Raw genomic sequence first — 12,146 nt, forward strand, 5'->3', positions numbered from 1 at the left:
CTAAAAGGGAGGTAGGCCCCTTGATAGATGTAAATAACTTTGAATATATGAAGATTGGACTTGCTTCACCTGACAAGATTCGTTCTTGGTCATACGGTGAAGTTAAGAAACCAGAAACTATTAACTATCGTACGTTAAAGCCTGAAAAAGATGGCTTGTTCTGTGAGCGTATTTTCGGACCACAAAAGGACTGGGAATGTCATTGCGGAAAATACAAACGTGTACGTTATAAAGGTGTAGTTTGTGATCGATGTGGCGTTGAAGTAACGCGTGCAAAAGTACGTCGTGAACGTATGGGTCATATCGAATTAGCTGCTCCTGTATCTCATATTTGGTATTTCAAAGGTATCCCGAGCCGCATGGGACTTGTCTTAGACATGTCCCCTCGCGCGCTTGAAGAAGTAATTTATTTCGCTTCTTATGTTGTAACAGAAAGTGGAGATACACCACTTGATAAGAAGCAATTACTTTCTGAAAAAGAATACCGTGCATATCGTGATCGATATGGTAGCACATTCCAAGCTGCTATGGGTGCAGAAGCAATTAAAAAGCTACTACAAGACATCGATTTAGATAAAGAAGTAGACTTCTTAAAAGAAGAATTAAAAACAGCACAAGGACAACGCCGTACTCGTGCTATTAAACGTCTAGAAGTATTAGAAGCATTCCGTAACTCTGGAAATGAACCGTCTTGGATGATCTTAGATGTTCTACCAGTAATCCCACCAGAACTACGCCCAATGGTACAGTTAGACGGTGGACGTTTTGCTACTTCTGACTTAAACGACTTATACCGTCGTGTAATTAACCGTAACAATCGTTTAAAACGTCTATTGGACTTAGGTGCACCAAGCATCATCGTTCAAAACGAAAAACGTATGTTACAAGAAGCTGTAGACGCATTAATCGATAATGGTCGTCGTGGCCGTCCAGTTACTGGACCAGGTAACCGTCCATTAAAATCACTATCTCACATGCTTAAAGGTAAACAAGGACGTTTCCGTCAAAACTTATTAGGTAAACGTGTTGACTACTCTGGTCGTTCTGTAATCGTTGTAGGACCGAACTTAAAGATGTATCAATGTGGATTACCAAAAGAAATGGCGCTTGAACTGTTCAAACCTTTCGTAATGAAAGAGTTAGTTGAAAAAGGATTAGCACATAACATTAAGAGTGCGAAACGTAAAATCGAGCGTGTACAACCTGAAGTTTGGGACGTTTTAGAGTCTGTGATTAAAGAACATCCAGTACTTCTAAACCGCGCACCAACACTTCACCGTCTTGGTATCCAGGCGTTTGAACCTACATTAGTAGAAGGTCGCGCAATCCGTCTTCACCCACTTGTATGTACTGCATACAACGCGGACTTTGACGGTGACCAAATGGCCGTTCACGTACCTTTATCATCAGAAGCTCAAGCTGAAGCTCGTCTTCTTATGTTAGCGGCACAAAACATCTTGAACCCGAAAGACGGTAAACCAGTTGTTACTCCATCTCAGGATATGGTATTAGGTAACTATTACTTAACACTTGAGCGTGAAGGTGCAATCGGTGAAGGTATGGTCTTCAAAGATGCAAACGAAGCATTGCTTGCATATCAAAATGGATATGTTCATCTTCATACACGTGTTGCAGTAGCTGCAAGTGCAGTAAACAACGCAACATTTACTGAAGAGCAAAAGAGTATGCTTCTATTAACAACAGTTGGTAAATTAATATTTAACGAAATCTTACCAGAGTCGTTCCCTTATATTAATGAACCAACAAATTCAAACCTTGAAAAAGAAACACCAGCGAAATATTTCGTTGAAAAAGGTGCGAACATTAAAGAAATTATTGCTAGTCGCGAAGAAGTGGCGCCATTTAGCAAGAAGATCCTTGGTAACATCATTGCGGAAGTGTTCAAACGTTTCCAAATTACAGAAACGTCTCGCATGCTTGACCGTATGAAAAACTTAGGATTCAAGTACTCTACAAAAGCTGGTATTACAGTTGGGGTATCTGACATTCTTGTATTAGGCGAAAAAGATGAAATTCTCCACGAAGCACAAGCAAAAGTAGATAATGTAATTAAACAATTCCGTCGCGGTTTAATCACGGAAGAAGAACGTTACGATCGCGTTATCTCTATTTGGAGTAATGCAAAAGATGTTATCCAAGGAAAACTGATGAAATCCTTGAATAAACGCAACCCAATCTTCATGATGAGTGACTCAGGTGCCCGTGGTAACGCATCTAACTTTACTCAGCTTGCTGGTATGCGTGGTCTTATGGCCAATCCATCTGGTCGTATCATCGAACTTCCAATCAAATCGAGTTTCCGTGAAGGTTTAACAGTACTTGAGTACTTCATCTCTACGCATGGTGCGCGTAAAGGTCTTGCCGATACAGCACTTAAAACTGCCGATTCTGGTTACTTAACACGTCGTCTTGTTGACGTTGCACAAGATGTAATCGTTCGTGAAGATGATTGTGGAACAGATCGCGGTTTATTAATTGGTGCGATTAAAGAGGGTAATGAAGTTATCGAGTCATTATATGATCGTCTTGTTGGACGTTTTGCAAGAAAAACTGTAAAACATCCTGAAACAGGTGAAGTATTAGTTGCTGAAAATCAATTAATTACTGAAGATATCGCTCATATCGTTGAAAATTCGGGTGTTGAAACTGTAAACATTCGTTCAGCGTTTACGTGTAACACTCGCCACGGTGTATGTAAGAAGTGTTACGGTCGTAACTTAGCAACTGGAACAGACGTAGAAGTAGGAGAAGCGGTAGGTATTATCGCAGCTCAATCTATCGGTGAGCCAGGTACACAGTTAACGATGCGTACATTCCATACAGGTGGGGTTGCCGGAGATGATATCACTCAAGGTTTACCTCGTATCCAAGAGATCTTCGAAGCTCGTAATCCGAAAGGTCAGGCAGTTATCAGTGAAATCGACGGTGTTATCGCAGCGATCAACGACGTTAAAGATCGCCAAGAAGTAGTTGTACAGGGTGAAGTTGAAGCTCGTACGTATGCTATTCCTTACGGTGCTCGTCTGAAAGTAACTCCAGGACAGCCAATTAGCCACGGTAAAGAGTTAACAGAAGGTTCTATTGATCCGAAAGAATTACTAAAAGTAACGGACATTACGGCGGTTCAAGAATACTTATTACGTGAAGTTCAAAAAGTATACCGTATGCAAGGGGTAGAAATTGGTGACAAACACGTAGAAGTAATGGTACGTCAAATGTTACGTAAAGTTCGTGTAAGTGATGCAGGTGAAACAGATGTATTACCAGGAACATTACTAGATATCCATCAGTTCACTGATGCGAATGCTAAGGTCTTACTGCAAGGTAAGCAACCAGCAACAGCTAGACCTGTTCTACTTGGTATTACAAAAGCTTCACTTGAAACAGATTCATTCTTATCTGCAGCATCGTTCCAAGAAACAACTCGTGTCTTAACTGATGCAGCAATTAAGGGTAAACGCGATGAACTTCTAGGATTAAAAGAAAATGTTATTATCGGTAAACTTGTTCCTGCTGGAACAGGTATGAATCGTTATCGCAAAGTGGATCTTGTAAAAACAACACAAGATGACATGAATGTAGAAAACGATGAGGTTTATGTGGAACAGTAAAATTTTCCGGCATAAATTTTGTATAAAAACAATTAATCTTAGTTGACATTGTATGAGTCAAAATGTTACTATAATCAAGGTTGCTCCTGAACGATGCTTTGGAGGATATTTATATGTCTTATCAAAAAGTATCAACTGCTGAAAATGTAGTCGTTGGTCATAAACGCACATTGGAGGCAATCAAAAATGGTACAGTTAAAGAAGTTGTCATCGCAGAGGATGCTGACATGCGGTTAACCCATGCTATCATTCGTGTTGCAATGCAATATAACGTGCCCATAACAAAAGTTGAATCAGTTCGTAAGCTTGGTAAAGCTTCGGGGATTCAAGTGGGAGCTTCAGCAATAGGAATAATAAGTTAAAACTGTTTTTGTGAGGAGAGAGCATTTGCTCTTCCTTGCAAAAACTTTGTTTTCAACTAATAATGAACCACCTGGATATGTGGTCATACAAACATGCGAAGGGAGGATAATCAAATGCCTACTATTAACCAATTAGTGAGAAATGGTCGTACTGATAAAGTATGGAAATCTAAATCACCTGCGTTAAACAAAGGTTTTAACTCTTTAAAGAAAAAATCAACTGATATCTCTGCACCTCAAAAACGTGGTGTATGTACTCGTGTTGGTACAATGACTCCAAAGAAACCTAACTCAGCGTTACGTAAATACGCTCGTGTACGTTTAACAAACGGTATCGAGGTTACAGCTTACATCCCAGGTATCGGTCATAACCTACAAGAGCATAGCGTAGTATTAATTCGCGGTGGTCGTGTAAAGGATTTACCGGGGGTACGTTACCACATCGTTCGTGGTGCGCTTGACACAGCTGGTGTTGACAAACGTATGCAAGGACGTTCTAAATATGGTACTAAGAGACCAAAACCTGCTAAAAAATAATAACTTTAAAATGAAAGGAGGAACTCAATATGCCTCGTAAAGGACCTGTTGCGAAACGTGACGTGTTACCAGATCCAATGTACAATTCGAAGCTAGTAACACGCCTTATCAACAAAATGATGGTTGACGGTAAAAAAGGTAAATCTCAAACAATTCTTTATAATGCGTTCGATATCGTAAACGAACGTACTGGTAAAGAGCCAATGGAAGTATTCGAGCAAGCTCTTAAGAACATCATGCCTGTTCTTGAAGTACGCGCTCGTCGTGTTGGTGGTGCTAACTACCAAGTTCCAGTTGAGGTTCGTCCAGAACGCCGTACAACTTTAGGTCTTCGTTGGTTAGTAAACTACGCTCGTCTTCGTGGTGAAAAAACTATGGAAGAGCGTCTTGCTAACGAAATCTTAGATGCAGCTAACAACGCTGGTGCATCTGTTAAGAAACGTGAAGACACTCATAAAATGGCAGAAGCTAACAAAGCATTTGCTCATTACCGTTGGTAGGATTCAACGTAAAATAAATGTAAGCATAAACCGCTTTATTTGTCGCTTATGGAAGTGTGGAGAGGGAGAATGCCTCTCCCTTTCATCGGGCGCTCGTTTTACATAATGAGAGTACTGGACATACTGACATGTGTAACAATATAAAGTGGCTTTTTTGCTACTTAAAATAAAAAAATCCAATCCATATATGGAAGGAGCAAGACACCAAATGGCAAGAGAGTTCTCTTTAGAAAACACTCGTAATATTGGTATCATGGCTCACATCGATGCTGGTAAAACAACAGCAACTGAGCGTATTCTGTACTACACAGGACGTATTCATAAAATCGGTGAAACTCACGAAGGTGCATCTCAGATGGACTGGATGGAGCAAGAGCAAGAGCGTGGTATCACAATTACTTCTGCTGCAACTACAGCACAATGGAAAGGTCATCGTGTAAACATCATTGATACTCCAGGACACGTAGATTTCACAGTAGAAGTAGAACGTTCTTTACGCGTACTTGATGGCGCTGTAGCAGTACTTGATGCGCAATCTGGTGTAGAACCACAAACAGAAACTGTTTGGCGTCAGGCTACTACTTACGGCGTACCTCGTATCGTATTCGTTAACAAAATGGATAAGATCGGTGCAGATTTCTTATACTCTGTAGGAACAATCCACGATCGTTTACAAGCAAACGCACATCCAATTCAGTTACCAATCGGTGCTGAAGATGAGTTCAATGGTATCATTGACCTTGTTGAAGAGTGTGCTTACATGTACGGTAACGATTTAGGAACAGACATTCAACGTGTTGAAATTCCTGAAGAGCACAAAGAATTAGCTGAAGAATACCGTGGAAAACTTATTGAAGCGGTAGCTGAGCTTGATGAAGAAATGATGATGAAGTACCTAGAAGGTGAAGAAATCACTGTAGAAGAGCTTAAAGCTGGTATCCGTAAGGCTACAACTTCTGTAGAATTCTTCCCAGTAATCTGTGGTTCTGCATTCAAAAACAAAGGTGTTCAAATTCTGTTAGACGCAGTTATCGACTACCTTCCATCTCCACTAGATGTACCTGCTATTAAAGGTACTCTACCGGATACAGATGAAGAAGTAGAACGTAAGTCTAGCGATGAAGAACCATTCGCAGCTTTAGCATTCAAAATCATGACTGACCCTTATGTTGGTAAGTTAACGTTCTTCCGTGTGTACTCTGGTGTGTTAAACTCTGGATCATACGTGAAAAACTCAACTAAAGGTAAGCGTGAGCGTGTAGGTCGTATCCTACAAATGCACGCTAACAGCCGTGAAGAGATTTCAACAGTTTACGCTGGTGATATCGCTGCTGCTGTAGGTTTAAAAGATACTACTACTGGTGATACTCTTTGTGACGAGAAGAGCCTTGTTATCCTTGAGTCTATGGAATTCCCAGAGCCAGTTATCTCTGTAGCTATCGAACCAAAATCTAAAGCTGACCAAGATAAAATGGGTACAGCATTATCTAAGCTTTCTGAAGAAGATCCAACATTCCGTGCTCACACTGACCAAGAAACTGGCCAAACTATCATCGCTGGTATGGGTGAACTTCACCTTGATATCATCGTTGACCGTATGCGTCGTGAATTCAAAGTGGAAGCAAACGTTGGTGCTCCTCAGGTAGCATACCGTGAGACTTTCCGCGCTGCTGCGAAAGTTGAAGGTAAGTTCGCTCGTCAATCTGGTGGTCGTGGACAATTCGGTCACGTTTGGATTGAGTTTGAACCTAACGAAGAAGGTAAAGGATTCGAATTCGAAAACAAGATCGTCGGTGGTGTAGTTCCTCGTGAATACATCCCAGCTGTTGGAGCAGGTCTTGAAGATGCACTTAAAAATGGTGTACTAGCTGGTTATCCACTAGTTGACATTAAAGCTGCATTAGTTGACGGATCTTACCATGATGTCGATTCATCTGAGATGGCGTTCAAAATCGCTGCATCTATGGCACTTAAAGCTGCGGTTTCTAAATGTAGCCCAGTAATTCTTGAGCCAATGATGAAAGTTGAAGTTGTAATTCCTGAAGAGTACATGGGTGACATTATGGGTGACGTAACATCTCGTCGTGGACGTGTAGAAGGTATGGAAGCTCGCGGTAACGCACAAGTTGTTCGCGCTATGGTTCCACTTTCTGAAATGTTCGGTTATGCAACGTCATTACGTTCTAACACTCAAGGACGCGGAACATTCTCTATGGTGTTTGACCACTATGAAGAAGTACCAAAGTCTGTTTCTGAAGAAATTATCAAAAAAAATAAAGGTGAATAATTGATTTTTATCGATTGTTCAAGTATAACTACTTATGTAAGCTTAGAAAGTGGGACGTAAGTTTCACTTTCTAGTCTAAATATAAAATAACCTATATAAACTAAGGAGGAATTTAGAATGGCTAAAGCTAAATTCGAACGTTCTAAACCCCATGTTAACATCGGTACAATCGGCCACGTTGACCATGGTAAAACTACATTAACTGCTGCGATCACTACAGTTCTTGCAAAAGCTGGTGGTGCTGAAGCACGCGGATACGATCAAATCGATGCTGCTCCAGAAGAAAGAGAGCGCGGTATCACAATCTCAACTGCACACGTTGAGTACGAAACTGAAACTCGTCACTATGCACACGTTGACTGCCCAGGTCACGCTGACTATGTTAAAAACATGATCACTGGTGCTGCTCAAATGGACGGCGGTATCTTAGTAGTATCTGCTGCTGATGGCCCAATGCCTCAAACACGTGAGCACATCCTTCTTTCTCGTCAAGTAGGTGTTCCTTACATCGTTGTATTCTTAAACAAATGCGACATGGTAGATGACGAAGAATTATTAGAATTAGTAGAAATGGAAGTTCGCGACCTATTATCTGAATACGGATTCCCAGGCGACGACATTCCTGTAATCAAAGGTTCTGCTCTTAAAGCTCTTCAAGGAGAAGCTGATTGGGAAGCAAAAATCATTGAATTAATGGCTGAAGTTGATGCTTACATCCCAACTCCAGAACGTGAAACTGACAAACCATTCTTAATGCCTGTAGAGGACGTATTCTCTATCACAGGTCGTGGTACAGTTGCTACTGGTCGTGTTGAGCGCGGTATCGTTAAAGTTGGTGACGTAGTAGAAATCATCGGTCTTGCTGAAGAAAATGCTTCTACAACTGTAACTGGTGTAGAGATGTTCCGTAAACTTCTTGACCAAGCTCAAGCTGGAGACAACATCGGTGCTTTACTTCGTGGGGTTGCTCGTGAAGACATCCAACGTGGACAAGTACTTGCAAAAAGCGGTTCTGTAAAAGCTCACGCTAAATTCAAAGCTGAAGTTTTCGTATTATCTAAAGAAGAAGGTGGACGTCACACTCCATTCTTCGCTAACTACCGTCCTCAGTTCTACTTCCGTACAACTGACGTAACTGGTATCATCCAATTACCAGAAGGTACTGAAATGGTAATGCCTGGTGACAACATCGAAATGACTATCGAACTTATCGCTCCAATCGCTATCGAAGAGGGAACTAAATTCTCTATTCGTGAAGGTGGACGTACAGTAGGTTACGGTGTAGTTGCTACTATCGTTGAGTAATCTTAACTGATATAAAAAAACCTAAGGGATTTTCCCTTAGGTTTTTTGTTTGCGTTTATATAAGGGAGAAGAGAGTGTTTTTTTTGTTTTGACGAGTTTCTTCTATAGTAATATAAAAACAACAAAAGATAATCCAGAAACTGTAAAATGAATTCTGTTAGATGAAAACTTGAAATTCTTTAAAGTGCCATGTATAATAGCAAAAGTAGAGAAAAGCAGATGCAAACAAAAAGATGCTTGCATCTAGACGAATAACATTGTATAATAGACAATGTTGGTCTTTGACTGCGATGAAGTGGAAGGTTGCTGACACACCCGGCCGCTTTGCCATGGCATGGTGTGGGGAAATTTCCATGGAGAAGGTCTATTTTAGAAATAGGCGAACGAAGGAGGGAAAATAATGGCAAAAGAAAAAATTCGTATCCGTTTAAAAGCTTACGATCACCGTATTCTTGATCAGTCAGCTGAGAAAATTGTAGAAACAGCTAAGCGTTCTGGGGCAACAGTTTCTGGTCCGATCCCATTACCAACTGAAAAAACTGTTTACACAATTCTTCGTGCTGTTCATAAGTACAAAGATTCTCGTGAGCAATTCGAAATGCGCACGCACAAACGTCTAATCGACATCGTGAGCCCTACTCCACAAACAGTAGATTCATTAATGCGTTTAGACTTACCATCTGGTGTAGATATCGAAATCAAACTATAATTTATATAACTTAAAAATGTAGGAGGTGTAACTCATGACCAAAGGAATCTTAGGAAGAAAGATCGGTATGACTCAAGTATTTGCTGAGAACGGTGAGTTAATCCCAGTAACAGTTATCGCTGCTAATCCAAACGTTGTTCTTCAAAAGAAAACAACTGAAACTGATGGCTACAATGCAATCCAGTTAGGATTTGAAGATAAACGTGAAAAGTTAACTAACAAACCTGAACAAGGCCACACTGCTAAAGCATCTACAACTCCTAAGCGCTTCATTCGCGAAATCCGCGATGCAGACGTGGACGGATTAGAGGTTGGTCAAGAGGTAAAAGTTGACGTATTCGCTACAGGTGAAATCGTTGATGTAACAGGAATTTCTAAAGGTAAAGGTTTCCAAGGTGTTATCAAACGCCACGGACAATCTCGCGGACCTATGTCTCATGGTTCTCGCTATCACCGTCGTCCAGGTTCAATGGGCCCAGTTGCTCCGAACCGTGTATTCAAAGGCAAAAAACTTGCTGGACGTATGGGTGGAGACCAAGTTACTATCCAAAACTTAGAAATCGTTCAAGTTGACACTGAGCGCAACTTATTACTAGTAAAAGGTAACGTTCCAGGTGCTAAGAAATCTCTTGTAGTTGTTCAAGGCGCTGTGAAGGTTAGCAAATAATTCACAATAGGAAGGAGGAATTCCAATGCCAAAAGTTACTGTATATAACCAAACTGGTTCACAGGTTGGTGAAATCGAATTAGCTGAAGCTATTTTCGGTATCGAACCAAATGAAGCTGTACTTTTCGAAGCTGTAATGATGCAACGTGCATCTTTACGTCAAGGTACACACAAAGTAAAAACTCGCTCTGAAGTTCGCGGTGGTGGTCGTAAACCATGGCGTCAAAAAGGAACTGGACGTGCTCGTCAAGGGTCTATCCGCTCTCCTCAATGGCGTGGTGGTGGTACGGTATTCGGACCTACACCAAGAAGCTATGCGTACAAACTTCCTAAGAAAGTTCGTCGTTTAGCAATCAAATCTGCATTAGCTACTAAAGTAGTTGAGAACAACATTGTAGTTCTTGAAGACCTAGTGTTAAATGCACCAAAAACAAAAGATATGCTAGCAGTACTTAAAGGATTAACTGTTGAGAAGAAAGCTCTTATCGTAACTGCTGATGCAAACGAATCTGTAGAGTTATCTGCTCGCAATATCCCTGGAGTAACAGTAATCACTGCTGATGGCGTAAACGTTTTAGACGTGCTTCATCATGATAAGCTAATCATGACAAAAGCGGCAGTGGAAAAAGTAGAGGAGGTGCTTGCATAATGAGAGATCCTCGTGATATCATTAAGCGCCCAGTTATCACTGAACGTTCTATGGAAATGATGGCTGAAAAAAAATACACGTTCGATGTGGACGTTAAATCTAATAAAACAGAAGTTAAAGATGCTCTTGAAGCGATCTTTGGTGTTAAAGTAGAAAAAGTGAACATCATGAACTACAAGCCGAAAGCAAAACGCGTTGGTCGTCACGCTGGTTTTACTAGCCGTCGTCGTAAAGCAATCGTTAAGCTAACTGCTGACAGCAAAGAAATCGAAATCTTCCAAGGCGTTTAATTCTTACTAAAGAAGGAGGGAAATTGAGATGGGAATCAAAAAGTATAATCCAACTACTAACGGTCGTCGTAATATGACTACGAATGATTTCGCTGAAATCACGACTGATAGACCCGAAAAGTCATTACTTGCTCCTTTAAGCAAGAAGGCTGGTCGTAATAACCAAGGTAAAATCACTGTACGTCATCAAGGTGGCGGACATAAGCGTCAATACCGTATCATCGACTTTAAGCGTAACAAAGATGGAATTCCAGGACGCGTTGCTACGATCGAATACGATCCAAACCGCTCTGCGAATATCGCATTAATTAACTACGTTGACGGTGAAAAACGTTACATTCTTGCTCCTAAATCTTTAGAAGTAGGTATGGAAGTTATGTCTGGCCCAGAAGCTGACATTAAAATCGGTAACGCATTACCATTAATCAACATTCCAGTAGGTACTGTTGTTCATAACATCGAGCTTAAGCCTGGTCGTGGCGGACAATTAGTTCGTTCTGCTGGTACATCTGCTCAAGTACTTGGTAAAGAAGGTAAATACGTACTTGTACGTTTAACTTCTGGTGAAGTACGTCTTGTATTATCTGCTTGTCGCGCTTCAATCGGTCAAGTAGGTAACGAACAACACGAACTTATCAAAATCGGTAAAGCAGGTCGCTCTCGCTGGTTAGGTAAACGCCCAACAGTTCGTGGTTCTGTAATGAACCCGGTTGATCACCCACACGGTGGTGGTGAAGGACGTTCTCCAATCGGACGTAAGTCTCCAATGTCTCCATGGGGTAAACCAACTCTTGGATTCAAGACTCGTAAGAAAAACAAAGCGTCTGACAAATTCATCGTTCGTCGTCGTAAAAAATAATGGGATTGTAGTACGGTTCATTTCTAGAACCGTACGCCAATCACGAAGGGAGGCACCAAAATGGCTCGTAGCTTAAAAAAAGGACCATTTGTCGATGATCACTTAATGAGCAAAATGGAAAAATTAGTTGCATCTGAGCAAAAACAAGTTGTTAAAACTTGGTCTCGCCGTTCAACAATCTTCCCTCAGTTCATCGGACACACAATCGCTGTATATGATGGTCGTAAACACGTACCTGTGTACATCACTGAGGATATGGTTGGCCATAAGTTAGGTGAATTCGCACCAACTCGTACGTACAAAGGTCACCTTGCTGACGATAAGAAAACTAGAAGATAATGAGAGGAGG

12 protein-coding genes are annotated in these 12,146 nt (G+C 41.0%); all 12 read left to right on the top strand.

The window, feature by feature from the left end:
- Positions 1 to 20 precede the first annotated feature (20 nt).
- The 12 genes from rpoC to rpsS all read left to right on the top strand — a co-directional run bounded on the left by rpoC (position 21) and on the right by rpsS (position 12,136).
- Positions 21 to 3,632 carry a DNA-directed RNA polymerase subunit beta' gene (gene rpoC / locus HMPREF2590_RS08475; RefSeq protein ID WP_000567939.1) on the top strand — a complete coding sequence of 1,204 codons (3,612 nt, stop codon included), beginning with the start codon at positions 21 to 23 and terminating at the stop codon, positions 3,630 to 3,632.
- Positions 3,633 to 3,745: 113 nt separating this feature from the next.
- Entirely contained in the window at positions 3,746 to 3,994 is a 249-nt protein-coding gene (locus tag HMPREF2590_RS08480) for a 50S ribosomal protein L7ae-like protein (RefSeq protein ID WP_000121837.1), read from the top strand.
- Between the two features lie 114 nt (positions 3,995 to 4,108).
- Complete coding sequence (gene rpsL / locus HMPREF2590_RS08485; protein ID WP_001142341.1) at positions 4,109 to 4,531, top strand: 30S ribosomal protein S12; 423 nt, start codon at positions 4,109 to 4,111, stop codon at positions 4,529 to 4,531.
- Between the two features lie 29 nt (positions 4,532 to 4,560).
- On the top strand, positions 4,561 to 5,031 hold the full coding sequence (rpsG, locus tag HMPREF2590_RS08490; RefSeq protein WP_001137491.1) for a 30S ribosomal protein S7: 471 nt from the start codon (positions 4,561 to 4,563) through the stop codon (positions 5,029 to 5,031).
- Between the two features lie 208 nt (positions 5,032 to 5,239).
- The gene (fusA, locus tag HMPREF2590_RS08495) at positions 5,240 to 7,318 is read left to right on the top strand and encodes an elongation factor G (RefSeq protein ID WP_000090370.1); all 2,079 of its coding nucleotides are present in this window, start codon (positions 5,240 to 5,242) and stop codon (positions 7,316 to 7,318) included.
- Between the two features lie 117 nt (positions 7,319 to 7,435).
- Positions 7,436 to 8,623 carry an elongation factor Tu gene (gene tuf / locus HMPREF2590_RS08500; RefSeq protein WP_001029614.1) on the top strand — a complete coding sequence of 396 codons (1,188 nt, stop codon included), beginning with the start codon at positions 7,436 to 7,438 and terminating at the stop codon, positions 8,621 to 8,623.
- A 400-nt stretch (positions 8,624 to 9,023) separates the two neighbouring features.
- Positions 9,024 to 9,332: a 30S ribosomal protein S10 gene (gene rpsJ / locus HMPREF2590_RS08505; RefSeq protein WP_001040596.1), complete on the top strand. Its 309-nt coding sequence runs from the start codon at positions 9,024 to 9,026 to the stop codon at positions 9,330 to 9,332.
- A gap of 34 nt (positions 9,333 to 9,366) precedes the next feature.
- A complete protein-coding gene (gene rplC, locus HMPREF2590_RS08510; RefSeq protein WP_000160207.1) occupies positions 9,367 to 9,999 on the top strand; it encodes a 50S ribosomal protein L3 in 633 nt (210 codons plus the stop codon).
- 25 nt (positions 10,000 to 10,024) lie between these two features.
- Positions 10,025 to 10,648, top strand: coding sequence for a 50S ribosomal protein L4 (gene rplD / locus HMPREF2590_RS08515; protein WP_001127258.1), 624 nt, complete (start codon positions 10,025 to 10,027; stop codon positions 10,646 to 10,648).
- On the top strand, positions 10,648 to 10,938 hold the full coding sequence (gene rplW, locus HMPREF2590_RS08520) for a 50S ribosomal protein L23 (RefSeq protein WP_001205558.1): 291 nt from the start codon (positions 10,648 to 10,650) through the stop codon (positions 10,936 to 10,938). Before rplD ends, rplW begins: the two co-directional genes overlap by 1 nt.
- A 28-nt stretch (positions 10,939 to 10,966) precedes the next feature.
- Entirely contained in the window at positions 10,967 to 11,797 is an 831-nt protein-coding gene (rplB, locus tag HMPREF2590_RS08525; protein ID WP_000511583.1) for a 50S ribosomal protein L2, read from the top strand.
- A gap of 60 nt (positions 11,798 to 11,857) precedes the next feature.
- Positions 11,858 to 12,136, top strand: a complete 279-nt coding sequence (gene rpsS, locus HMPREF2590_RS08530) for a 30S ribosomal protein S19 (protein WP_000124454.1) — start codon at positions 11,858 to 11,860, stop codon at positions 12,134 to 12,136.
- The last annotated feature ends 10 nt before the right edge of the window (positions 12,137 to 12,146 follow it).

It is taken from the genome of Bacillus sp. HMSC036E02 (assembly GCF_001836235.1).
Lineage (GTDB): Bacteria > Bacillota > Bacilli > Bacillales > Bacillaceae_G > Bacillus_A > Bacillus_A cereus.